The following is a 23,413-nucleotide window of genomic DNA, read 5'->3' as shown; positions in this document are numbered from 1 at the left end:
TAACCCGTACGAGTGCCCCGGCGCCGCGGCATCTACGCACCATCCGGCGTCATCCCCGGGCGCGCCGGTCCGCCGCCGGGCGAGTCGCCCCCGTCCGGCCGCTCCCGCCGGGCCGCGCCGAGCCGGTCCAGGTCTGCCAGCATCGCCCCGGCCAGCTCCAGCTCCGCCAGATGCTGCCGCTCGCTCCAGCCCAGCGCGACCCGCGGGAACTCCCATTCCTCGACCCTCTCGGCGCGCAGCCGGGCGTCCCGTACCTCCTTGAGCTCGCCGCGGGTCCGTTCGATGTGCTGCTCCACCAGGGCGCGCAGGGTGTCGGGGGCGGCGAGATGGCCCAGCCAGACACGCAGCACCAGCGGGTGCTTGAGGACCGGCGCACCGGGGTCGTCGGCGCCGTCGGCCCAGTGGGTGAGCGCACCGCGCCCGGCCTCGGTGATCGTGTAACGGCGGGTGGCCCGCGGCTCCTCCGGGCCCGAGCGGCGCGACGTGGCATACCCCAGCGCCTCCAGCCGGCGCAGCTCCGCGTAGATCTGGCTGATGGCCGGCGACCAGTAGAAGAACCGCAGCGAGGAGTCCGCCCACTTCTTCAGCTCGTAGCCGGTGCGCTCGCCGCGGAAGGAGAGCAGACCGAGTACCGCCCACCCGGTGAGCGGCAGCGGGCCGGGCTCCGTGCGCTGCCGCATCTCTTGCTTCTTCGATATCTGACGGCTAGTCATATAGCTGATTGAAATAAGGAGTTCGCCGGAACGCAACCCCGGGAGACGCCATGAAGTTCTCGGTCATCTTCGAGGCCCAGCTCGCCGATCCGACCGTCGAGCGCGAGCACCAGCTCTTCCACGACAGCGTCGAGCAGGCCGTGCTGGCCGAGCGGATGGGCTTCGACCGGATCTGGGCCGTCGAGCACCACTCGCTGAAGTGGTACGCGCACATGAGCGCCCCGGAGATCTTCCTGACCTGGGTCGCGGCCCGGACCAGCACCATCCGCATCGGGCACGGTGTGGTCTGCATGCCGTTCCGCTTCAACCACCCGGCGCGGGTCGCCGAGCGCGCCGCCACCCTCGACCTGCTCTCCGGCGGCCGGCTCGACCTCGGCGCCGGGCGCGGCGGTACCGAGCAGGAGACCTCGCTGTGCGGCGTCGACCGGGACCGCACGGCTCAGGAGGTCCAGGAGGCGCTGCGCATCATCGGCCGCGCCTGGCAGGACGAGGAGCTGGAGTACCACGGCGAGCTGATCGACATCCCGCCGCACCCGATCCTGCCCCGGCCGCACCAGAGGCCGCACCCGCCGCTGTTCCTGGCCTGCAGCCGCACCGACACCCTGCGGCAGGCGGCCGACATGGGGCTCGGCGCCCTGGTCATGGGCTTCGCCGGGCCGGAGGCCGTGGCCGAGATGCGGGGCGCCTACGACGCCGCGCGCGCGGCGCGTACCGGCGACGGACTGGTCTCCTCGCAGATCAACGACCACTTCGCCGCGCTCTGCCCGACGATCGTGCTCGACGACCGCGACCGGGCCCGCGCCGTCGGGCTGCGCGGCCAGCGGTTCTTCGCCCAGTCGATCGGCTACTGGTACGGCGGCGCCGGACTGCCAGACGAGGCGGTCGTGGCCGGCGCGAGTGCCGCGCAGGCCGAGGCCGAGCTGCGGCAGGCGGCCGAGCAGGTCGTGGCCCGCCTCAGCGAGCAGCGCATCCCCGTCCGCCCCACCTCCACCGCCACCTTCCACGCCGACCACGCCTACGGCACCGCCGAGGACGCGATCGCCTACGTGGAGCGGCTGCGGGCGGCCGGCGCCGACGAGGTCATGTGCCTCATACAGATGGGCACGGTCCCCCAGGAGGTCTGCATGGAGACCATCCGCCAATGGGGTGAAAAGGTCATTCCGCACTTCGCGGCCGACTCGCGGTGAGGTGATCTCCGGGTGGACGGGCGTCCGGGGCGGCGGTGTGGCATATGCCATACCGCCGGAGAGGTTTCGCGGTTCGGCCCCACTGCGACCCCGTTCCGCTCCCCGGAGGAATGCCAGATTCCGTTGCCCGTAAGGGCAGAACGTCTCGCTCCGGTCGCCGCTCGCAGGAAAAAAATGCGTCAGCGCGGGGTCTGCGCGGAAAAATTTTCACCGGCTCCTCTTGAGCGGGCGATCCTTGGCTGGTTACGGTGTCCTGACAAGACGATCTACCGCCGGAGGGCAGTCATGACGGAAATTCTTTCGCCTGTGGGTCCCCCGGGGGCCACCACGACCGCAGAGCGTGTGGTCGAGCACCCGGCGTGGCCCGTCCTCAAGGACGCCGTCGAGACCATCCGCCCGTGGCAGTCCAAGGACGGCTCGATCGACCTGGAGGCGGCGGGTGCGCCGTCCGCCGACGCCGTACGGACCGAGGTCGACCGCGTGATAACGGCCGTCATGGAGCTCGCCCCGCTCCTGCCGCACGACGCCGTCTACCACCAGGCGCTCGTCGCCGATCTGCGCCGCTGGGCCGCCGACGGCTTCGGCGTGCCGGACTTCCTCGACTCGCTGCTCGCCTTCCATCCCGCCCGGCAGCGCGCCGACGGCCTCCAGCACCTGGTCCTGTTCCCGATGTACACGCAGAACGGCAACCCGGACCGTAACTTCGAGGCCGTCGTGCTGCGCATGGTCTGGCCCGACTGGCTCGCCGAGCTGGAGCGCACCCGCTACGACAACGCCCTCTTCTGCGGCATCACCTTCGAGGACTTCACGGCCGGCTACGACACCCACTCCGCCGTGCTCTTCCCCGAGACCATCGCGGTGCGCGAGGCCCCCGAGCGGTTCAGCTGGGGCGGCATCTTCTGCGACCGTGAGGCCGCCCGCTTCCGCCGGGTCAGCGAGGCCGCCATCGAGACGCTCGGTGTCGAACTCCCCGAGGACATCCGCGAGATGCTCACCGACCAGGAGCGCTGCCAGGAGGCGTTCGTCCTGTGGGACATGGTCCACGACCGCACCCACAGCCACGGCGACCTGCCGTTCGACCCGTTCATGATCAAGCAGCGGCAGCCGTTCTGGATGTACGGCCTCGAGGAGCTGCGCTGCGACCTCACCGCCTTCAAGGAGGCCGTGAAGCTGGAGGCCGAGGGCTACCGCCAGGCGCGTGATGTGCAGTTCGCAGTGATCTTCGACCGGATGTTCCGGTTCCCCGTCACCGGCGACCGGGTCCGCAACTACGACGGCCTCGGCGGGCAGCTGCTCTTCGCCTACCTGCACAAGCACGACGTCGTACGCTGGACGGACAACACACTCCACATCGACTGGGAGCGGGCGCCCAAGGTCACCAACCAGCTGTGCGGCGAGATCGAACAGCTCTACCGCGACGGCATCGACCGACCCAAGCTGGTCCACTGGTTCGCCGCGTACGACCTCGTCTCGACCTACCTCGCCCCGCACCCGGGTTCGGTCTGGGCCAAGGGGCCGGACGCCCTCGACCTGGACCAGCCGCCGCGCAAACTCGTGGACGACGTGCTCCCGGACGAGTTCCCGCTCAGCATGTTCTACGAGGCGCTGCGCAAGAAGCTGCGTACGGTGATCGCCTCCACCGAGGGCATCACGGCCGGCAGCGATGCACTGGCGGCGGCGTGAAGACCGAGCGGGACACCCGGCGGGCGGCCGTCCAGGGGCAGGACGAGGAGGCTACGGAGATGGTTACTTCGACGGGCGGCCACGGGCCGCTTGAGGGCGCGGTCATCGCGGTGGCGGGAGCGGCCGGACCGGCCGGGCGCGCCACGCTGCTGCGGCTCGCCGAGGCGGGCGCGGTGGTGGTCGGCGCCGATGCGGACCCCGAGCGCCTGGCGCAGGCCGTCGACGCCGCCCGCTATGCGCACGGCGGCGCCACGGTCATAGGGGACACCGTCGATCTTCTCGACCTGGACCAGACCCGCGAATGGGCGGACCGTACGGAGAAGGAATTCGGCCGCATCGACGGCCTGGTGCACCTCGTCGGCGGCTGGCGCGGTTCGTCGACCTTCGCGGAGACCAATCTGACGGACTGGGAGGTGCTGCACAAGCTGCTGATCCGTACCGTCCAGCACACCTCCCTCGCCTTCCAGGACGCCCTGGAGCGCAGCGGCAACGGCCGCTTTCTGCTCATCAGCGCGGCCGGCGCCAGCAAGCCCACCGGGGGCAACGCCGCCTACGCCGCGTCCAAGGCGGCCGCCGAAGCCTGGACGCTCGCCATGGCGGACGGCCTGCGCAAGTCGGGGGGCGAGCAGGGGCTGCGCGCCGCGGCTGCCATTCTGGTCGTGAAGGCGCTCGTCAACGACCAGATGCGCGCCGAGCGACCGAACGCCAAGTTCGCGGGCTTCACGGATGTCACGGAGCTGGCCGAGGCCATCACCGGGGTCTGGAACCGGCCCGCCCAGGAAGTGAATGGACAGCGTCTGTGGCTGACCCCCGAGCCGTGAGCGGAGCGACAACCGACGCCCGGCAGCACCACGACACCCAGGTACGCGGCTTCGCCAGTGACAACTACGCGGGCGCCCACCCGGAGATCCTCGCCGCGATCGCCCTCGCCAACGGCGGCCACCAGGTCGCCTACGGCGAGGACGACTACACCGCGCACCTCCAGCGTGTCATCCGCAGCCACTTCGGCCAGCGCGCCGAGGCGTTCCCGGTGTTCAACGGCACCGGCGCCAACGTCGTCGCCCTCCAGGCGGTCACCGACCGCTGGGGGGCGGTGATCGCCGCCGAGTCCGCGCACATCCACGTCGACGAGTGCGGCGCGCCCGAGCGGGTCGGCGGACTCAAGCTGCTCACCGTACCGACCGAGGACGGCAAGCTCACCCCCGAGCTGATCGACCGGCAGGCGTTCGGCTGGGACGACGAGCACCGTGCCATGCCGCAGGTCGTCTCGATCGCCCAGAGCACGGAGCTGGGCACGGTCTACACGCCCGACGAGGTCCGGGCGATCTGCGACCACGCCCACGAGCGGGGCATGCTGGTCCATCTGGACGGCGCGCGGATAGCCAACGCCGCGGCGACGCTGGACGTCCCGATGCGGGCCTTCACCAACGCCGTCGGCGTCGACATCCTCTCCTACGGCGGCACCAAGAACGGTGCCGTCTTCGGCGAGGCGGTGATCGTCCTCAACCCCGACGCCGTACGGGCCATGAAGCATCTGCGCAAGCTGTCCATGCAGCTGGCCTCGAAGATGCGCTTCGTCTCCGTCCAGCTGGAGGCTCTGCTCGCCAAGGACCTGTGGCTGCGCAACGCCCGGCACGCCAACACCATGGCGGAGCGGCTGGCGGCCGGGGTGCGGGAGATCGACGGCGTCGAGATTCTCTACCCGGTGCAGTCCAACGCGGTCTTCGCCCGCCTTCCGCACGATGTCAGCGAGCGCCTCCAGAAGCGGTACCGCTTCTACTTCTGGGACGAGCAGGCCGGGGATGTGCGCTGGATGTGCTCGTTCGACACGGCCGAGGAGGACGTGGACGGATTCCTCGAGGCGCTTCGGGGGGAGATCGGGCGCTGATCCGCTGCGCTTGGCTTTTGGCCCCACGTTGTTGTCTGTCCCGCCGTGGTGGTTTCGCGTCGTTGCGCCTGCGGCGGGCGTGGTTTTGTCGGGTGCGGTGCCACGCCTCCGGACTTCGTCCTGCGGCGCGGCCCCTCCCACGGGTGGGTGGAAAACGGGTCGGTGGGGGTGTGCGTTTCGGGTCGGGTGCACTCTGTGATCCGTAGGGTTCAGCTGACCGCATACATGCACTCCCACCGGCCTGTCCCATCCGGTCAGAGTCTAATGGAGTGGACTGTTCGGTGCTATTTGCTGAACTGCATCCCGCTGTGCTCCAATGCCACCGGCAGGCCGTCGGCCGGCCGTGACTCGCTGCTCACCATCGACCTCTGAGGCGGCCACCGATGACCCGTCCCCTGCACATTTCCGACGAGGTGCGCGCCCTCGCTCCCGGTTTCGGGCACCTTGCCATCGAGGCGTACGGGCTGACCAACGGGCCCAGCGACGAGGCCAGTTCGGCCTTGTTGGAGGAGGCCACCCGCCGGCTCGCCGGGCGTCTGGGGGGCCGCGCGCCGCAGGACGACCCGCATATCGCCGCCTGGCGCGCCGCGTACACCGCCTTCGGTACCAAGCCCTCACGGACGCGCAACTCCGCCGAGGCGCTGGCCAAGCGCGCCCTCGCGGACGGCGGGCTGCCCCGGATCAACCGCCTGGTCGATCTCTACAACGCCATCAGCGTCGCCCACCTCATCCCCGTCGGCGGCGAGGACCTGGACCGTATCCAGGGCGATATGCGGCTCGTGCGGGCCACCGGCGAGGAGCCGTTCGCGACCGCGGCGGGCGGCGCCGAGGTCGTCGAGCACCCCGAGCCCGGTGAGGTCGTGTGGTGCGACGACCAGGGCGTCACCTGCCGCCGCTGGAACTGGCGCCAGGGCGTCCGCACCCGCCTGACCGAGGACTCGGTCAGCGCCCTGTTCCTGCTGGAGCGGATGGCCCCGATGTCCCTGGACGAGCTGACGGCCGCGGGCGCCGAGCTGGCCGAGGCGCTGCAGAAGGCCTGCCCGGATGCCCGGATCGAGATCGGTGACGTCTGGTCGCAGTGAACCGGCCGGGCCCGGCCGCCGTTACGCGCCCGGTGCCGCCGGAGCCGTGCCGCCCAGGTGGGCCGGGATCCACCAGGTGTCCTCGGGACCCTTGGGGCGTACGGGGTAGGCGCGCTGGGCCGCCTCCAGGAGGTCCTGGACACGGGCACGCAGGCGGTCGGTGATCTTCTCGGCCTGTTCGGCGGGGTCGGCTTCCACCGGCTCGCCGACCCGGATCGTGATCGGGAAGTGGTTACGCCCCAGATCGCGCTTGTGGCCCTTGGTCCACAGCCGCTGGGTGCCCCACAGCGCCAGCGGGACCAGCGGCACCCCGGCCTCCTGCGCCAGCCGTGCCGCACCCGACTTGAAGTTCTTCAGGGTGAACGACTCGGAGATGGTCGCCTCGGGGAAGACACCGATGATTTCCCCGGAACCCAGGGCGCTCAGCGCGTGCTTGTAGGCGCCCATCCCCTGGGCGCGGTCGACCGGTATGTGCTTCATGGCCCGCATCAGCGGCCCCGACACCTTGTGCCGGAAGACCGACTCCTTCGCCATGAAGCGCACCAGCCGCTTGGCCGGACGCGCCGCCAGGCCGGCGAAGACGAAGTCGAGATATCCGATGTGATTGCTCACCAGCACCGCGCCGCCGCTGCGCGGAATGTTCTCCGCCCCCGCGATGTCGAACTTGAGGTCGAGCGCCTTGAAAACGGTGCGGGCGGCGCCGATCACGGGCGGATAGACGAGCTCGGCCATATCGGGGGACCCCTTCTCTGTGCCTGGGGAGGGTTCTCCCGGCGAAGACTTTGTACAGCTGCAACCTACGCGGCCGTAAGTGTGCGGCTTTTGGGAGATCGTGCCCGATGGCGGCCGTGTCGGCCAGCGTGTCGGCCGCCGTGGCCGGGAGATTCTTGTCACGTGGAGATCGTCGGGCCCGGTTCAGCCGGCCGTTCTCCGTAGGAGAAGGTACATCTCGCAGCCCAGGCAGTACCCGAAGGCCGCGTTCAGAAAGGCGGCCGCGAGCGCGCACCCGGTGGCCGCGAGGCCCAGCCACTGCGGCCCCAGGAAGAAGCCGGCCAGCCCCACCGCGGCGAAGCACAGCCCGACACTCTGGGCGAACCGCGGCGGGCCGGCGGCCTCGAACTCGGCCGGCGGGGACAGCCGGGGCCGCACCGCCACCTTGAACAGCCAGGCATAGGGGGAGCGCTGGACACCGGCCACCGCTCCTATGGCGAACACCAGCGCCTGGAAGGACAGCAGGGCGCCGCTCCCGGTGATCAGCACGGCTGCCAGTACGACCGTGGTGAGCGCCGCGCCGAACCGCGGGCCCCGTACGTCAAGCTTGTCGTTGGGCATGGCTCCACCATCCCGCAGAAAGGTCCGTATCGGATCCCGGGAATCTTTGCGGTCTCGTGAATGCTGAAGGCTGGGATGACTGGACTCATGGTGTGCATCGCGGTGCTCGCGGCGGCGAGCGCCTTCGGCATATGGCACCAACGTCGCAATGGGAGGCTGACGGTGCGAGGGCGGGACGACGGTGAGCGGCTGGGCGCCGCCGAGATCGGCACGGAGCTGGGGGAGCGGGCCACGCTGGTGCAGTTCTCCAGCGCCTTCTGCCAGCCCTGCCGCGCCACCCGGCGGACCCTTGCGGAGGTCGCGGAGATGGTGGACGGGGTGGCGCATGTGGAGATTGACGCCGAGGCCCATCTCGACCTCGTACGGAACCTGAACATTCTGCGCACGCCCACTGTTCTGGTGCTCGACGCGGGCGGTGCGATCGTGCGCCGCGCGGCGGGTCAGCCCCGTAAGGCCGATGTCATAGCCGCGGTGGGCGCGGCCGTCCGTGATTGATCTCCCAGATGGTGGGCGCCACTTGACGGTGCGGGCCGAGCATCGTCAGTCTGACGTTATGCGGCCAGGAACCCTTCTGTACGGACGCGCGCACGTGGACCTTCTGCGGACCGCCAGCGCGTGCTGTCCGAGCGTGTGAGCAGCGACGACATCACTGCTGCCGGCCGCCGCGCCGCTGCCGGCAGCCCTGCCTCGGCTCGTACACCACATCAGAAGGACAACTCCATGACGGCCTCGCCCGACCTCGGCACGCCTCGCACCGCCACCCCCGACCTGCTGCGCTCCGTCTTCCGGCAGCACGCCGCCGGCGTCGCGGTGATCACCGCGCACGGCTCCCGCCCCGTCGGCTTCACCGCCACTTCCCTGACCTCCGTCGCCGCCGAACCCCCGCTCCTCTCGTTCGGTATTGGCACCGGCGCCTCCAGCTGGCCCGCCGTCGCCGAGGCCGAGCACATCGGCGTCCACATACTCGGCGAGCACCAGCAGGAACTGGCCGCCACCTTCGCCCGCAGCGGTGCGGACCGCTTCGGCCCGGCCACCTCCTGGCGCACCGGTCCCGAGGGCGTGCCCCTCCTGGACGGCGTGCTGGCCTGGCTCGTGTGCAAGGTCGTGGCCAGGGTCCCGGCCGGCGACCACCGCATCGTGCTCGCCCAGCCCGTCGTCGGCGATCCGGCCGGACCCGGCCGGCCGCTCGTCTACCACCAGGGCCGCTTCAACGCGTTGCGGGACTGACAGGTTCCCGCGCGGCTTCGTCTTCCCCCGGTCAAGGCCGTTGGCAAGGTCACATTTCCACGGCCTTGATTCGGGGCACGAGACTGTATGTACTGGCGAGTAATATGAGGGTCGGCGCGGGGTTCCGCAACCGACCCGGAGCCGCCCCAACAGGCGCCTATGCTGCCAGCACAAGGCAGTTCTGAAGAGACGAAGCAGGTAGGAGAGCCGGCGTGAGCTTGAGGATCGTTGTCTGTGTGAAGTACGTGCCCGACGCCACCGGCGACCGGCACTTCGCCGAGGACCTGACCGTCGACCGCGACGACGTGGACGGTCTGCTCTCGGAGCTCGACGAGTACGCCGTCGAGCAGGCCCTGCAGATCAAGGAAGCTGCCGACGAGGCGGAGATCACGGTCCTGACCGTCGGTCCCGAGGACGCCAACGACGCGCTGCGCAAGGCGCTGTCGATGGGTGCCGACAAGGCCGTTCACGTCGAGGACGACGACCTGCACGGCACCGACGCGCTGGGCACCTCGCTCGTGCTCGCCAAGGCCATCGAGCACACCGGCTACGACCTGGTCGTCTGCGGTATGGCCTCCACCGACGGCACGATGGGTGTGCTGCCCGCGCTGCTCGCCGAGCGGCTGAACGTCCCGCAGGTGACCCAGCTCTCCGAGGTCGCCGTGGCCGACGGCAAGGTGACCGGCCGCCGTGACGGCGACACGGCCAGCGAGCAGCTGGAGGCTTCGCTGCCGGCCGTCATCTCCGTCACCGACCAGTCGGGCGAGGCGCGTTACCCCTCCTTCAAGGGCATCATGGCGGCCAAGAAGAAGCCGGTGGAGTCCCTGGACCTGGAGGACCTGGAGATCGAGGCGGACGAGGTCGGCCTCGAGGGCGCCTGGACCAAGGTCGACGATGCCACCGAGCGTCCGGCCCGTACGGCGGGCACGGTCGTCAAGGACGAGGGCGAGGGCGGCAAGCAGCTCGCCGAATTCCTCGCGGGCCAGAAGTTCATCTGAGCCGCGCCGGAATCTCCGTCCCCACCCCCGCCCTCATTCTTCCCGCAGGAGATCAATCCCATGGCTGAAGTTCTTGTCTACGTCGACCACGTGGACGGCGCCGTCCGCAAGCCCACCCTCGAACTGCTCACCCTCGCCCGCCGCATCGGCGAGCCGGTAGCCGTCCACCTCGGTGCGAACGCCGAACAGGCCGCGAAGGTCCTCGGCGAGCACGGTGCGGTCAAGGTGCTGGCCGCCGACGCCCCCGAGTTCGCCGAGTACCTCGTCGCCCCCAAGGTCGACGCGCTGCAGGCCGCCTACGACGCCGTCTCCCCGGCCGCCGTGCTGCTGCCGTCCTCCGCGGAGGGCAAGGAGATCGCGGCCCGCCTCGCGGTCCGTATCGGCTCGGGCATCATCACCGACGCGGTCGACCTGGAGGCCGGCGACGAGGGCCCGGTGGCGACGCAGTCCGTCTTCGCGGCGTCCTTCACCACCAAGTCCCGGATCACCAAGGGCACCCCGGTCATCACCGTCAAGCCCAACTCCGCCGCCCCGGAGGCCGCCCCGGCCGCCGGCTCGGTCGAGCAGCTCGCGGTGACCATCGCCGACTCCTCCAAGGGCACCAAGATCGTCTCGCGTACCCCGCGCGAGTCGACGGGCCGCCCGGAGCTGACCGAGGCCGCGATCGTGGTCTCCGGCGGCCGCGGCGTCAACGGCGCCGAGAACTTCCCGGTCATCGAGGCGCTCGCCGACTCGCTCGGCGCGGCCGTCGGCGCCTCCCGCGCCGCGGTGGACGCCGGCTGGTACCCGCACACCAACCAGGTCGGCCAGACCGGTAAGTCGGTCTCGCCGCAGCTGTACATCGCCGCGGGCATCTCCGGCGCGATCCAGCACCGTGCCGGTATGCAGACCTCGAAGACCATCGTCGCGATCAACAAGGACGCCGAGGCGCCCATCTTCGACCTGGTCGACTACGGCGTGGTCGGCGACCTGTTCGACGTCGTCCCGGCGCTCACCGAAGAGGTCAAGACCCGCAAGGGCTGAGGCCCTCGGCCCTGCCGCGCCCGTCCCGCGGCAGGACCACGAGGCCCCGTACGCGCGCTGCGTACGGGGCCTCGGGCGTTTGTGGCGGGGGCGCGGGCCTAGTCGCCCGTCGCGCCGTCGATCCGCTCGCGCAGCAGATCCGCGTGGCCGTTGTGGCGCGCGTACTCCTCGATCATGTGGACGTAGATCCAGCGCAGGTTCAGTTCGTAGCCGGTGCGTTCGTGGCGGAAGGTCTCCTCCAGTCCGCGGCCGGCCACCGCCTTGTCGCAGGCCGCGATCTCGGCGCGGAAGGCCGCGAAGTCCGACTCGGCGCCGGCCGGGTCGGTGTCGTCGAAATCGGCGTCCGGATTTTCCTCGGTGATGTGGTGGTCGGGAAGCTGTTCACCGACGAAGCGCTTGCGGAACCAGGTGCGTTCGACATCGGTCAGATGGCGCACCAGGCCGAGCAGCGTGAGGGTGGAGGGCGGGTTGCTCGCCTCGGCGAGCTGTTCGGGGGTGAGCCCGGCGCATTTGGCGAGCAGGGTGTCGCGGTGGAAGCCGAGCCAGCTCTGGAGCATCTCCCGTTCGCCGACGGCTTTCGGGAGGGCGCTGCGCTCGATGTGGGGTGCGGTCCAGGTCATGACGGCGATTGTGACGGCAGCCGGGGTGGCGCGCCATGAGGTTTCGGGTGCCCGGTCGTGGGCTGTGACCTGCGTTGTCCCGGGCGGGGGGTGTTGACCTCGCTACCCGACACCGTTAACTTCACTATACGGATTGTTGATTCCGTTAAGCGGAAAGCGCTCGAGCATCTGCATCGGGCGTAAGCATCGGGAGGGTGACGAATGGGGCAGCAGGAGACCGTGGCGACGAGCCTTGCGCACACCGTACGCGAGGGAATCGGTGCCTCTCTCGCCGCGGTGGACGCCGAACTGGCACGGCGTTACCCGGGCGATCCCGGCACCCGCCAGCCCGTCCACACGGTCTACGTCCCCGGCGATGTCTTCGCGGCCGACACCCTGCGCTCCTGGGGTGACCAGGCGCTCGCCGCCCTCGACGAGCACGCGCCCGACGCCGGCGCGCTCGCCGCCGTCCTCGGTATCTCCGACGAGCTCGCCGGGCCGGTCTACGAGCGGGTGCGCGCCAAACTGGAGCGCGAGCCCATCGAGGACCTGCGGGTCGACTTCGAGGACGGATACGGCCCCCGCCCGGACGCCGAGGAGGACGCGGACGCCGCCCGCGCGGCCGCGCTCATCGCCGCCGCGTACCGGGACGGCACCGCCGCCCCGTACATGGGCATCCGCATGAAGTGCATGGAAGCGGCCGTCCGCGACCGCGGCATCCGCACCCTCGACATCTTCCTCACCGGCCTCATGGAGGCCGGCGGCCTGCCCGACGGCCTCGTCCTCACGCTCCCCAAGGTGACCTACCCCGAGCAGGTCACCGCCATGGTCCGGCTGCTGGAGGCCTTCGAGAAGGCGCGCGGCCTGGAGAGCGGCCGGATCGGCTTCGAGATCCAGATCGAGACCACCCAGTCGATCCTGGGCGCCGACGGCCGGGCCACCGTCGCCCGGATGATCGAGGCCGCCAAGGGCCGCGCCACCTCCTTGCACTACGGCACCTTCGACTACAGCGCCTCCTGTGGCGTCAGCGCTGCCCACCAGTCGCTCGACCACCCGGTGGCCGACCACGCCAAGGCCGTGATGCAGGTGGCCGCCGCCGGCACCGGCGTCCGCCTCTCGGACGGCTCGACCAATGTGCTCCCGGTCGGCCCGACGGCGCAGGTCCACGATGCCTGGCGGCTCCACCACGGGCTCGTACGGCGCTCGTTGGCGCGTGCGTACTACCAGGGCTGGGACATGCACCCGGGCCACCTTCCGACCCGTTACGCCGCGGTCTACGCCTTCTACCGTGAGGGCCTGGAGCAGGCCGCGGCCCGGCTCGCCGCGTATGTCGCCAAGGCCGGCGGTGACGTGATGGACGAGCCCGCCACCGCCAAGGCGCTCAGCGGCTACCTGCTGCGCGGCCTGGACTGCGGCGCCGTCGACACCGCCGAGGTCGCCCGGCTGACCGGCCTGACCCGCGCCGACCTCGACGCGCTCGCGGGCCGCCCGGCGAAGACGGCCTGAGACGGCGGCCCGGCCGCTACCGACGGTCCGTCGGTAGCGGCCAGGTGCGTAATTCCGTCGATAGCTGCCCCGTGCGTAACGGGCCGTCTGTGATGGCCTGTCCGGGCGCGCACGGCTGAGGCGGCGGGCTCGGGGAGCGAGCGCGGTCGCCGAGCGTTCGGCCGGTCAGCTCTCGTCCGGCCGGATCTCTCCCGAACCGCGGGCGATCAGCCGGGTGGGGATCTCCACCCGGTGCGGCGGCTCGTCGACGCCCTCCAGGCGGCGGAAGAGCAGCCCGGCGGCGGTCCGGCCCAGCCGCGCCGCGTCCTGGGCGACGACCGTGATCGCGGGCCGTATGAGATCGGCCAGTTCGAAGTCGTCGAAGCCCACCAGGGCGACCGGGCGCGGCCGTTCGCCCAGGACGCGTACGGCGGTGACGGTGACCCGGTTGTTGCCCGCGAACAGCGCGGTGACCGGCTCGGGGCCGTCGAGCATGGTGGTCGCCGCGGCCCGAACCCGCTCGGGGGCGGTGGAGCCCAGTGCCACCCAGGACGCGTCGACCGGCAGCCCGGCGGCGGCCATCGCGGTGCGGTAGCCGCGCAGCCGCTCCTTGGCGGTGTGGATCCGCGGCTGGTCGCCGATGAAGCCGATCCGGCGGTGGCCGTGCGCGATGAGATGGGCGACCGCGTCCCGGGAACCGCCGAAGCTGTCGGAGAGCACCGTATCGGCGTCGATCCGGCCGGCCGGGCGGTCCACGAAAACGGTCGCGATGCCCGCCGCGATCTCCGGTTCCAGATAGCGATGGTCGTCACCGGCCGGAATCACGACCAGTCCGTCCACCCGCCGCGCGCACAGCGCGAGCACCAGCTCCTGTTCCCGGGCCGGGTCCTCGGCGCTGGAGCCGTTGATCAGCAGCGCGCCGTGACCGCGCGCCACCTCCTCGACGGCGCGGTTGAGGGGGCCGTAGAAGGGGTCGGCGAGATCCTCCAGGACCAGGCCGATGCTGGCGGTCCGTCCCTTGCGCAGGATCCGGGCCGAGTCGTTACGGCGGAAACCCAGGCCGGTGATGGCTTCCTGGACGCGTCGTTCGGTGTCCGGTGTGACGCCCGGTTCGCCGTTGACCACGCGCGAGACCGTCTTGAGGCCGACCCCGGCGCGCGCCGCGACATCCTTCATCGTGGGCCGGGTGCCGTAGCGACGGGAGGTGCCCCGGGCGGTGTCGGTCACGGTGTGCGGTCCTGATTCTGTAGAGGGCTGCCACAGGCGTCGGCGGGTGCCGCCGAGCATAGCCCCTGGACAACGTTGTCAGCTGCGGTAAGACTGACGTTCTCACGTCGGGCCGACCTACCCCGGCCCCGGGCCCACCAGGAGATTCGACACCGATGCAGACGGACCTCAGCGCAGCGCTCGACATTGGCGGCACCAAGATCGCCGGTGCCCTGGTGGACGCGCGCGGCAGGCTGATCGTACGGGCCGTCCGGCCGACCCCCGCCGACGAGGACGGGGCGAGCGTGATGCGTGCGGTGGCCGAGGTGGTCCAGGAGCTGGCCGCGGGGCCCGACTGGGCGCGGGTGGCGGCCGTGGGGATCGGCAGCGCGGGCCCGGTGGACGCCTCGGCCGGCACCGTCAGCCCCGTCAACATCCCCGGCTGGCGCGACTTCCCGCTGGTCGCCGGGGTACGGGCGCTGGTCGGGGAGCGGCCGGTGGTGCTGGTCGGCGACGGGGTCGCGATGACCGCGGCCGAGCACTGGCAGGGCGCGGCCCGCGGCCATGCCAACGCACTGTGCATGGTGGTCTCCACCGGGGTCGGCGGCGGTCTCGTCCTGGGCGGCCGCCTGCACCCCGGCCCCACCGGCAACGCCGGGCACATCGGCCACATCAGCGTCGACCTCGACGGCGACCGCTGCCCGTGCGGCGCCCGGGGCTGCGTCGAACGGATCGCCAGCGGCCCCAACATCGCCCGCCGGGCGCTGGCGGACGGCTGGCTGCCGGGGCCCGACGGGGACGCCGGAGCGGCCGCCGTCGCCGCCTCGGCGCACGCCGGTGACCCCGTCGCCGTACGTTCCTTCGCGCGCGCCGCCCAGGCGCTGGCCGCCGGCATCGCGGCCACCGCGACGCTGGTCGAGATCGACATCGTGGTCATCGGCGGGGGAGTGGCGGGCGCGGGGGACGTCCTCTTCGTTCCCCTCCGCAAGGCGCTGCGTGACTACGCGACGCTGTCGTTCGTAGCGGACCTGAAGGTCGTACCCGCCCAAATGGGGACGGATGCCGGGCTGGTGGGCGCCGCCGCGGCCGCCGCGCAACAGTCCCGTCTCGATGCCTTCGCCCCCACGCCCTGAGGCCACCACCCGACCCCGCGCGCCCCTTAGTCTGTTGCCGACCGCAACGTACTCCGTGATGTCCGCGGCGTACGACCGCAGACACGGGTGATCGAGGGGATCGGCGACGATGACATCGGGGGAACGTGAGGCACGCGGAGCGGATGAGCCGGGTGAGCCGGGCGGGGGCAGCGGCGACGCGGCCGCCCCGGAGGCAGGCGGCGCTCCCGGAGCCGCCGCCGCGAGCGGACCCGAGCGCGGTACGGACGCCGATCTGACCGGACGGGTGCTCGGCGGCCGCTATCGCGTCACCGGACGGCTCGGCCGCGGCGGCATGGGCGTGGTCTGCCGCGCCGTCGACGAGGTGCTGGGCCGCGAGGTCGCCGTCAAGGTGCTGCGCGCCTACACCGATGCCTCCGCCCCGGAGCTCGCCGATCTGCGCACCCGTATGCAGCGCGAGGCGCGGGCCGCCGCCCGTATCCGGCACTCCGGTGTGGTCACCGTCCATGACGTCATCGACGAGGACGGCCGCCCGGTCATCGTCATGGAGCTGGTGGACGGGCCGTCGCTGGACGACGCCATCCAGCAGCAAGGCGCCCTCGAACCCCGGGAGATCGCCCGTATCGGCGCCCAGGTGATGGACGCGCTGGACGCCGCGCACCAGGTGGGCGTGCTGCACCGCGACGTCAAGCCCGGCAATGTGCTGCTCGACCGCACCGGCCGTGTGGTGCTCACCGACTTCGGCATCGCCAGCATCGAGGCCCCGGGCGACGGCGCCACCACCAACATCACCCGCAGCGGCGAGCTGGTGGGTTCGCTCGACTACCTGCCGCCCGAGCGTGCCCAGGGCCAGGACCCGACGCCGGCCTCGGACATCTGGTCGCTGGGGATGACGCTGTACGCGGCCGTGGAGGGCAGCGGCGCGCCGTTCCGCCGTACGTCGGTGTGGTCCACGCTGACCGCGATCGTCACCGAGCCGCTGCCGGAGCCGCAGCGGGCCGGGCCGCTCGCCCCCGTACTGCACGCCCTGATGGCCAAGAGTCCGGCCGACCGGCCGTCCGCCGCCCAGGCGCGGACCCTGCTGACGGCGGTGGCCGAGGGGCGCGAGCCGGCGGCCGCGCCCGCGCCCGGTTCGCCGTATCTGCCGACCGCGACGGACATCCGGCCGCTCGCGCCGCCGCCTCCGCCGCAGGAGTTTCCGCAGGGGACGCCGCCGCCCGGTCACGCCGGAGCCGCAGCCGCCGGCGCCGCGCCCGGCGGCCCGGCCAACTCCCCTGCCCCGCCCGCCAGTTGGCTGTCCGGCGGGCCGGGGGCGCAGGGCGCTCCGGCGAACCAGGCCGCGGCCGCGACGCCGCCCGAGGCCGCCACGCCCGCCTCGGCCATCAGCCCCGGCTTCGACCCGCCCGGCGTGGTGAGCGGCCCGGCCGTCGGGGCCACGGACACACACCCGCACCTGAGGAACTCTTCCGGGGGCGACACCGAGCGGCTGCCCGCCCGCCGGCGGCGCCGGACGCTGCTCGCGGCGGCGGCGGTGCTCGCCGTTCTCGCCACCGGTGGCGGGGTGACGTATGCGCTGGTCGGCGGGGGGCCGAGCGATACCGCCGCGGATGGTGGACGGCAGTCGGCGGCGCCGGCCGGGAAGCCGACGCCGGTCGCCGACCCGAGCCCTTCCGACGGCAAGGAAGCGGGCAAGGGAGACGGCAAGGGGGGCGGCAAGGGTAAGGAGAACGGCGCCGGTTCGTCGCCGTCCACCTCCCAGGAGCCGTCGGGCGGCGCGACGTCCAAGGCCCCCGAGCCCGGTGGCGCGGGCGGCGCCATGGGCGGGCTGCTCGGCGGCGGGACCGCCGGCGGCGACGGCGGTACGGACGGCGGCTCCTCGGGCGGTTCGCACGGCGGCACGTCCGGTACGTCCGGCGGCGGCAGCGGCAGTGGTGGCAGTGGTGGCAGCGGTGGTGGTGAGCCCACGCCGAAGACCTCGTGTGTGGCCGGCGGCGGAGGCAAGACCAACTGCGACGTGTGGCGTACGGCCACGTCGTATACCGCGTCCTTCCAGCAGGCCGGCATCCTCAACATGGGCACCAACTACTTCTACTGCCAGGCGAAGCTGGGCCGCCGCGAGACGTACGGGAAGTGGACGAACGTCTGGTGGGCGAAGACCGATGACGACAGTGGGAACACCGGTGTCTACATCAGCGTCGTCTACCTCACCGGCGGCGCGAACGATCAGCCCATCCCCGGCCTGCCCACCTGCTGACGCTCGGCGGAGACGCGGTAGACGGTGGTGCCGTGGGCCGGGACGTCTGCGCTGATGGCGCCCGTGGTGTGCGCGTCACGGTGCCGCCACAGGTCGCGCAGGCGGTAGCGGTCCGCCTGCGGGAGGCCGGCGTCCTTGGCGGTGGTGGTGATCTTCTGCGTCCGGCCGGTCTCGTTGAAGAGGGCGACGGCGCGGTCACCGTTCGCCAGCTGCTTGACCAACGTCCACCGTCCGGCCTCCGACGTCAGCACCGTGGCCTGCTTGCCCAGTGCGTCCTGGTCGAGGGCGATGACGTCCTTGTTGTCCAGGATGGCCAGGGTCTGCGGGGTCGCCTTGCGCAGGTCGGAACCGATCAGCAGCGGGGCGGACATCATCGACCAGAGGGAGAAGTGGCTGCGGTATTCGGTGTCCGTCATCCCGCCGTTGCCGACCTCCAGCATGTCCGGATCGTTCCAGTGCCCCGGGCCCGCGTACGGGGCCAGCGGCAGATTCTGCTTCAGGATCCCGAGCATGCTCGGCCAGCTGTCGCTGATGTCACCGGTGGTCCGCCATAGATGTCCCACGTCCGACGCCCACTCCCAGGGCCTGTTCTCGCCCCACTCGCAGATGCTGTAGACGATGGGCCGCCCGGTGGCCTCGATCGCGTCGCGCATCGTGCGGTAGCGCTGCTTGGCGTCCACACCCTGGTTGTTGCAGTTGTCGTACTTGAGGTAGTCCACGCCCCAGCCGGCGAACTGCCGGACGTCGGACGTCTCATGTCCGAGGCCGCCGGGGAATCCGTTCTCGTTGCAGGTCTTGGTGCCCGCGCTCGTATAGATGCCGAATTTGAGGCCCTTGGCGTGGACGTAGTCGGCGACGGCCTTGATGCCGTGCGGGAAGCGCTTCGGGTCGGGCACGAGCCGGCCGTTCGCGTCCCGCTCGGGCAGTGCCCAGCAGTCGTCGAGATTGACGTACCGGTACCCCGCGTCCCTGAGGCCTTTGGTGACGAAGAGGTCGGCGATGCCCTTGACCATCTCCTCGTTGAACTCCGCCCGGCAGTTGGTGGAGTTCCAGTTGTTGAATCCCATCGGGGGCGTTGCGGCGAGCCCGCCGGGGAGCCGGGGAGCCGGTGTGTGGGCGGCGGCGGGCGGGGCGACCGGTCCCGCCGTACAGAGCAGCGCGGCGGACAGCGCTCCGACGATTCTCGCGTGACCTTGCCGGGCGGTGGTGCGGAAATGAACGCGCATGCTTCGCGTCCTCCGTCTTCGGGAGAGGTGTGGGGAGTTGTGGTGAGTCGCGGTGAGCTGCAGTGAGCTGCGGTGGGGCATGTACTCGTCACTGGCGAGTGATTACGGTAGACCTTGTTGGAGTCTGTTGGAAGGGGAGCGGTAACGGTTGGTCTTCAGTCCGCCAACTCCCTTGACCGGGACCGCCATTCGGAGTGAGATCCCCTCACTCGCGTTCGGTTCTGTTGGGTTCCCTCCCGTTCCACCCTTAGGGGGGGCATGGTCCAGCCCACACGCGGATCGCCTTCCGGCTCGGCAGTGAGAGGCGGCGCAAGGAGCGGGAGCAAGGGCCGCAGAACGGGCCGTTGACCGCTCGATGGGCCGCCGTCATATGCGACAGAGGCCGGTATGCAGGTGAGGGTTTCGGTACTGGAGGGGCTGGGGAGCGCTTGTTTGCCGGGGGCTTCGCGGCGGGGGATGCGGTGACCGGCATCCGTTTTCCCGAGCGTTTCCGTGGCAGGGTGTTGCGGGCAGCTCACCTGGGTCTAGGGAAGAGGGGAAACCGTGATCGTCTGGCTGAACGGCACGTTCGGTGCGGGCAAGACCACTGCGGCGCATGAATTGCTCGACCTGCTTCCCGGAAGCACGCTCTACGACCCCGAACTCCTCGGCAGCGGACTGCGGTTGATGCTGCCGGCCAAGCGGTTCGAGGAGATCGACGACTATCAGGACCTGCCGTCCTGGCGGCGTATGGTCGTGGACACCGCCGCGGCGCTGCTCACCGAGGTGCCGGGGCCCCTGGTGACACCGATGACGCTGCTGCGCCAGGAGTACCGCGACGAGATCTTCGGCTCCCTCGCGGCCCGCCGGATTCCCGTACGGCATGTTCTGCTGCACGCGGAGGAAACGATCCTGCGAGAGCGAATAGCCCGGCGTACGGACCCCCAGCAGGACCCCGAGGCCGCTGCGTCCCTACGCCGGTGGTGTCGGGAACACCTGGGCCCGTACGCCGATGCGCTGGACTGGATCCGCGGCGACGCGCATATCGTCGACACCACCCGTCTCACACCCCGGCAGACCGCCGAACAGGTCGCCGAGGCGGTCCGTACCGGCGCCGGCGCCTGCGACATCGTCCAGACGCCCGAGCCGACCGCCGAAACCCTCGCGTCCGGCGTACTGCTCTTCGACGACCAGGACCGGGTGCTGCTCGTCGACCCGACCTACAAGCCCGGCTGGGAATTCCCCGGCGGCATCGTCGAATCCGGCGAGGCACCCGCGCACGCCGGAGTGCGCGAGGTCGCCGAGGAACTGGGCCTCCAGCTCTCCCGCGCGCCCCGGCTGCTGGTGGTGGACTGGGAAGCGCCCAAACCGCCGGGGTTCGGCGGCCTGCGGCTGCTCTTCGACGGCGGCACGCTCACCGACGAACGGATACGGGAGCTGCTGCTGCCCGGCGCCGAGTTGCGCGACTGGCGCTTCGTGACCGAGACCGAGGCGGAGACGATGCTGCCGCCGGTCCGCTGGAACCGCCTGCGGTGGGCGCTGCGCGCCCGGGAGAGGGGCTGTCCGCTCCACCTGGAGGCGGGCGTTCCGGTGGGCTGACGGCGGACAGCGGGGCGCCGCCGGCCTGCGGCGCCCCGTCGCCTCAGACCCGGCTCGCCGCGTACTGCCGCAGGAACAGCGCCTCCGCGAGCGACAGCCGCTCCAGCTCCTGCGGCGAGACGCTCTCGTTCACCGCGTGGATCTGCGCCTCCGGCTCGCTCAGCCCGATCAGCAGGATCTCGGCGTCCGGGTAGAGCCCCGCCAGGGTGTTGCACAGCGGGATCGAGCCGCCCATGCCGGACGTCTGCATCTCCTGGCCGTCGTACGCCTCCCGCATCGCGGCCGCCATCGACGCATACGCCGGACTGCCGGTGTCCGCCCGGAACGGCTGCCCCTGCCCGATCTGCTCGACCGAAACCCGCGCGCCCCACGGAGCGGCGCCCTCCAAATGGGCGGCCAGCAGCTTCGTCGCGTCGGCGGCGTCCGTGCCCGGCGGCACCCGCAGGCTCACCAGCGCCCGTGCACCCGCGTGCACGGACGGGGTGGCGCCGATCACCGGCGGGCAGTCGATGCCGAGGACGGTGACGGCGGGGCGCGCCCAGATCCGGTCCGCGACACTGCCGTTGCCGATCAGCCCGACGCCGTCCAGGACCCTGGCGTCCTTACGGAAGTCCTCCTCCGGGTACTGCAGGCCCTCCCAGCTCCCGTCCGCGGCCAGCCCCCGCACGGTCGTCGAACCGTCCTCGGCCCGCAGCGAGTCCAGAATCCGGATCAGCGCGGCCAGCGCATCCGGGGCCGCGCCGCCGAACTGCCCGGAGTGCAGATTGCCCTCCAGCGCATCGACCTGCACGCGTACCAGCGTCATCCCACGCAGCGTCGCGGTCACCGTCGGCAGCCCGACCCGGAAGTTCCCGGTGTCGCCGATGACGATGGCGTCGGCGGTCAGCAGATCCGGGTGCGCCTCGGCGTACCGCTCCAGCCCGCCGGTGCCCTGCTCCTCCGAACCCTCCACGATCACCTTGACGTTGACCGGTATGCCGCCGTGCTCCTTCAGCGCGCGCAGCGCCGTCAGATGCATGATCAGGCCGCCCTTGCAGTCGGCGGCGCCGCGCCCGTACCAGCGGCCGTCGCGCTCGGTCAGCTCGAACGGCGGCGAGAGCCAGGCGGCCTCGTCCAGCGGCGGCTGCACGTCGTAGTGCGCGTACAGCAGCACCGTCGGGGCACCGGCCGGGCCGGGCAGGAAGCCGTACACGGACCGGGTGCCGTCCGGAGTGTCCAGCAGCGTCACATCCTGGAACCCGTCCGCCCGCAGCGCATCGACGATCCAGTTGGCGGCCGCCTCGCACTCGCTCCTGGGGAACTGCGCCGGATCGGCCACCGACTTGAACGCCACCAGCTCGGCCAGCTCGGTGAGCGCACGGGGCTGCAGCGCTGCGACGGTGTGCGCAAGCGGGCTGCCGGACCTGTCAGACATGGAACGCTCCTTGTGGGCGCGACGTTGCGTACGTAGGACGTCCGACCTCGTGAGCCGGACGGGCCGGACGGGCCGGACGGGCCGGACGTACGGGGATGAGTGCTCCCGATCTTCCCACAGGCGGTTCGCGAAACACCGGCCCGTAGGATGCGGGCGGGACCGCAACCATGCATCGAACGGGAGCGAACGCACAGGTGAGCAGCGAGCACGCAGCCGAGGACAACCAGCAGGTGTGGGACGTCGTGGTGGTGGGCGCGGGGCCCGCGGGAGCCGCGGCCGCGCATGCCGCGGCCTGTACAGGACGCCAAGTGCTGCTCCTGGAGAAGGCGGAACTGCCGCGGTACAAAACCTGTGGCGGCGGCATCATCGGCCCCTCGCGGGACTCCCTGCCGCCCGGCTTCGAGCTGCCGCTGCGCGACCGCGTGCATGCGGTGACGTTCTCGATGAACGGCAAGATGACCCGCACCCGCCGCTCCAAGCACATGCTCTTCGGGCTCATCAACCGCCCGGAGTTCGACGCCGGGCTGGTCGAGTCGGCCAAGGACGCGGGCGCCCGGGTCCGTACGGGCGTCACGGTCGCCCGGGTGGAACAGCACGGCGCCGACGTCCCCGACCGCCGGACCGTCGCGGTGGTGCTGGGCGACGGCGAGGTGGTGCTGGCGCGGGCGGTGGTCGGCGCCGACGGCAGCGCGGGCCGGATAGGAGCGCATGTCGGAGTGAAGATGGAGCAGGTCGACCTGGGGCTGGAGTCGGAGATTCCGGTGCCGGAGACGGTCGCCGAGGACTGGGCGGGCCGGGTGCTCATCGACTGGGGCCCGATGCCCGGCAGCTACGGCTGGGTCTTTCCCAAGGGCGACACCCTCACCGTCGGCGTGATCTCCGCGCGCGGCGAGGGCGCGGCGACCAAGCGCTATCTGGAGGACTTCATCGGCCGCCTGGGGCTGGCGGGCTTCGAGCCGAGCATCTCGTCGGGGCATCTGACGCGCTGCCGTGCCGATGACTCGCCGCTCTCCCGCGGCCGGGTGCTGGTGTGCGGTGACGCGGCGGGCCTGCTCGAGCCGTGGACCCGCGAAGGCATCTCCTTCGCGCTGCGCTCGGGCCGGCTCGCCGGGGAGTGGGCGGTGCGGGTGTCGGAGGCCCACGACGCGGTGGACGCCCGCCGGCAGGCCCTCAATTACGCCTTCGCCATCAAGGCGGGGCTGGGTGTGGAGATGGCCGTGGGGCGGCGGATGCTCGGCCTCTTCGCGCGCCGTCCGGGCGTGCTCCATGCGGTGATCACGGGCTTCCGGCCGGCCTGGAATGCGTTCGCGAAGATCACTCGCGGGACGACGACGCTGGGGGAGCTGGTCCGTACGCATCCGATGGCGCGGCGGGCGCTGGACGCGTTCGATCGCGGGTGAGGGGTG

At 71.5% G+C, this 23,413-nt stretch carries 21 protein-coding genes and 1 pseudogene; 15 read left to right on the top strand and 7 right to left on the bottom strand.

Annotated elements, in window-relative coordinates:
• Positions 1–32 precede the first annotated feature (32 nt).
• A complete protein-coding gene (locus ACZ4S3_RS29520) occupies positions 33–713 on the bottom strand; it encodes a PadR family transcriptional regulator (protein ID WP_467939446.1) in 681 nt (226 codons plus the stop codon).
• A 50-nt stretch (positions 714–763) separates the two neighbouring features.
• Between ACZ4S3_RS29520 and ACZ4S3_RS29515 the strand changes: the two genes are divergently transcribed.
• The 5 genes from ACZ4S3_RS29515 to ACZ4S3_RS29495 all read left to right on the top strand — a co-directional run bounded on the left by ACZ4S3_RS29515 (position 764) and on the right by ACZ4S3_RS29495 (position 6,553).
• On the top strand, positions 764–1,900 hold the full coding sequence (locus ACZ4S3_RS29515; protein ID WP_467939444.1) for an LLM class flavin-dependent oxidoreductase: 1,137 nt from the start codon (positions 764–766) through the stop codon (positions 1,898–1,900).
• Between the two features lie 285 nt (positions 1,901–2,185).
• Complete coding sequence (locus tag ACZ4S3_RS29510) at positions 2,186–3,583, top strand: DUF6421 family protein (protein WP_467939442.1); 1,398 nt, start codon at positions 2,186–2,188, stop codon at positions 3,581–3,583.
• Positions 3,584–3,642: 59 nt separating this feature from the next.
• On the top strand, positions 3,643–4,404 hold the full coding sequence (locus ACZ4S3_RS29505; protein ID WP_467939440.1) for an SDR family NAD(P)-dependent oxidoreductase: 762 nt from the start codon (positions 3,643–3,645) through the stop codon (positions 4,402–4,404).
• A complete protein-coding gene (locus ACZ4S3_RS29500; RefSeq protein WP_467939438.1) occupies positions 4,401–5,471 on the top strand; it encodes a threonine aldolase family protein in 1,071 nt (356 codons plus the stop codon). Before ACZ4S3_RS29505 ends, ACZ4S3_RS29500 begins: the two co-directional genes overlap by 4 nt.
• Positions 5,472–5,854: 383 nt before the next feature.
• Complete coding sequence (locus ACZ4S3_RS29495; protein WP_467939436.1) at positions 5,855–6,553, top strand: B3/B4 domain-containing protein; 699 nt, start codon at positions 5,855–5,857, stop codon at positions 6,551–6,553.
• A gap of 21 nt (positions 6,554–6,574) precedes the next feature.
• On the opposite strand, the gene ACZ4S3_RS29490 is transcribed toward ACZ4S3_RS29495, so the two are convergent.
• On the bottom strand, positions 6,575–7,285 hold the full coding sequence (locus ACZ4S3_RS29490; RefSeq protein WP_467939434.1) for a lysophospholipid acyltransferase family protein: 711 nt from the start codon (positions 7,283–7,285) through the stop codon (positions 6,575–6,577).
• A 183-nt stretch (positions 7,286–7,468) separates the two neighbouring features.
• Complete coding sequence (locus ACZ4S3_RS29485; protein WP_467939432.1) at positions 7,469–7,885, bottom strand: DUF4395 domain-containing protein; 417 nt, start codon at positions 7,883–7,885, stop codon at positions 7,469–7,471.
• Positions 7,886–7,960: 75 nt separating this feature from the next.
• On the opposite strand from ACZ4S3_RS29485, the gene ACZ4S3_RS29480 reads away from it, so the two are divergent.
• From ACZ4S3_RS29480 to ACZ4S3_RS29460, 5 genes are all read left to right on the top strand, one after another.
• Entirely contained in the window at positions 7,961–8,380 is a 420-nt protein-coding gene (locus tag ACZ4S3_RS29480; protein WP_467939430.1) for a thioredoxin family protein, read from the top strand.
• Between the two features lie 58 nt (positions 8,381–8,438).
• On the top strand, positions 8,439–8,519 hold the full coding sequence (locus ACZ4S3_RS29475; protein WP_467939472.1) for a putative leader peptide: 81 nt from the start codon (positions 8,439–8,441) through the stop codon (positions 8,517–8,519).
• A gap of 86 nt (positions 8,520–8,605) precedes the next feature.
• A complete protein-coding gene (locus ACZ4S3_RS29470; RefSeq protein WP_467939428.1) occupies positions 8,606–9,112 on the top strand; it encodes a flavin reductase family protein in 507 nt (168 codons plus the stop codon).
• A gap of 212 nt (positions 9,113–9,324) precedes the next feature.
• On the top strand, positions 9,325–10,110 hold the full coding sequence (locus ACZ4S3_RS29465) for an electron transfer flavoprotein subunit beta/FixA family protein (RefSeq protein WP_467939426.1): 786 nt from the start codon (positions 9,325–9,327) through the stop codon (positions 10,108–10,110).
• A gap of 60 nt (positions 10,111–10,170) precedes the next feature.
• Positions 10,171–11,133, top strand: a complete 963-nt coding sequence (locus ACZ4S3_RS29460) for an electron transfer flavoprotein subunit alpha/FixB family protein (RefSeq protein WP_467939424.1) — start codon at positions 10,171–10,173, stop codon at positions 11,131–11,133.
• A 98-nt stretch (positions 11,134–11,231) separates the two neighbouring features.
• Here the strand turns inward: ACZ4S3_RS29460 and ACZ4S3_RS29455 are convergent, their stop codons facing one another.
• Complete coding sequence (locus ACZ4S3_RS29455) at positions 11,232–11,753, bottom strand: DinB family protein (RefSeq protein ID WP_467939423.1); 522 nt, start codon at positions 11,751–11,753, stop codon at positions 11,232–11,234.
• Positions 11,754–11,954: 201 nt separating this feature from the next.
• Here ACZ4S3_RS29455 and ACZ4S3_RS29450 point away from each other — a divergent pair, with 201 nt between their 5' ends.
• On the top strand, positions 11,955–13,238 hold the full coding sequence (locus tag ACZ4S3_RS29450) for a DUF6986 family protein (RefSeq protein WP_467939421.1): 1,284 nt from the start codon (positions 11,955–11,957) through the stop codon (positions 13,236–13,238).
• 165 nt (positions 13,239–13,403) lie between these two features.
• Here ACZ4S3_RS29450 and ACZ4S3_RS29445 read toward each other — a convergent pair whose 3' ends face one another.
• Positions 13,404–14,444: a LacI family DNA-binding transcriptional regulator gene (locus tag ACZ4S3_RS29445; protein ID WP_467939419.1), complete on the bottom strand. Its 1,041-nt coding sequence runs from the start codon at positions 14,442–14,444 to the stop codon at positions 13,404–13,406.
• A gap of 155 nt (positions 14,445–14,599) precedes the next feature.
• Here ACZ4S3_RS29445 and ACZ4S3_RS29440 point away from each other — a divergent pair, with 155 nt between their 5' ends.
• Together ACZ4S3_RS29440 and ACZ4S3_RS29435 are read left to right on the top strand one after the other, a co-directional pair.
• The gene (locus tag ACZ4S3_RS29440) at positions 14,600–15,556 is read left to right on the top strand and encodes an ROK family protein (RefSeq protein ID WP_467939417.1); all 957 of its coding nucleotides are present in this window, start codon (positions 14,600–14,602) and stop codon (positions 15,554–15,556) included.
• A gap of 109 nt (positions 15,557–15,665) precedes the next feature.
• On the top strand, positions 15,666–17,789 hold the full coding sequence (locus ACZ4S3_RS29435) for a serine/threonine-protein kinase (RefSeq protein WP_467939415.1): 2,124 nt from the start codon (positions 15,666–15,668) through the stop codon (positions 17,787–17,789).
• Here ACZ4S3_RS29435 and ACZ4S3_RS29430 read toward each other — a convergent pair.
• A pseudogene (locus ACZ4S3_RS29430) lies at positions 17,771–19,015 on the bottom strand (glycoside hydrolase family 27 protein); the annotation flags it as partial. The gene ACZ4S3_RS29435 and the pseudogene ACZ4S3_RS29430 overlap by 19 nt on opposite strands.
• Before the next feature lie 543 nt (positions 19,016–19,558).
• Between ACZ4S3_RS29430 and ACZ4S3_RS29425 the strand changes: the two are divergent.
• On the top strand, positions 19,559–20,593 hold the full coding sequence (locus ACZ4S3_RS29425) for an NUDIX hydrolase (RefSeq protein ID WP_467939413.1): 1,035 nt from the start codon (positions 19,559–19,561) through the stop codon (positions 20,591–20,593).
• Positions 20,594–20,636: 43 nt separating this feature from the next.
• Here ACZ4S3_RS29425 and ACZ4S3_RS29420 read toward each other — a convergent pair whose 3' ends face one another.
• The gene (locus ACZ4S3_RS29420) at positions 20,637–22,007 is read right to left on the bottom strand and encodes a M20/M25/M40 family metallo-hydrolase (protein WP_467939411.1); all 1,371 of its coding nucleotides are present in this window, start codon (positions 22,005–22,007) and stop codon (positions 20,637–20,639) included.
• 194 nt (positions 22,008–22,201) lie between these two features.
• On the opposite strand from ACZ4S3_RS29420, the gene ACZ4S3_RS29415 reads away from it, so the two are divergent.
• The gene (locus tag ACZ4S3_RS29415; RefSeq protein WP_467939409.1) at positions 22,202–23,407 is read left to right on the top strand and encodes a geranylgeranyl reductase family protein; all 1,206 of its coding nucleotides are present in this window, start codon (positions 22,202–22,204) and stop codon (positions 23,405–23,407) included.
• Positions 23,408–23,413 lie beyond the last annotated feature (6 nt).

Source organism: Streptomyces sp. NPDC028368 (assembly GCF_055565615.1).
The sequence above is the reverse complement of the archived record's forward strand: the minus strand, read 5'-3'. Positions and strand labels throughout refer to the sequence as shown.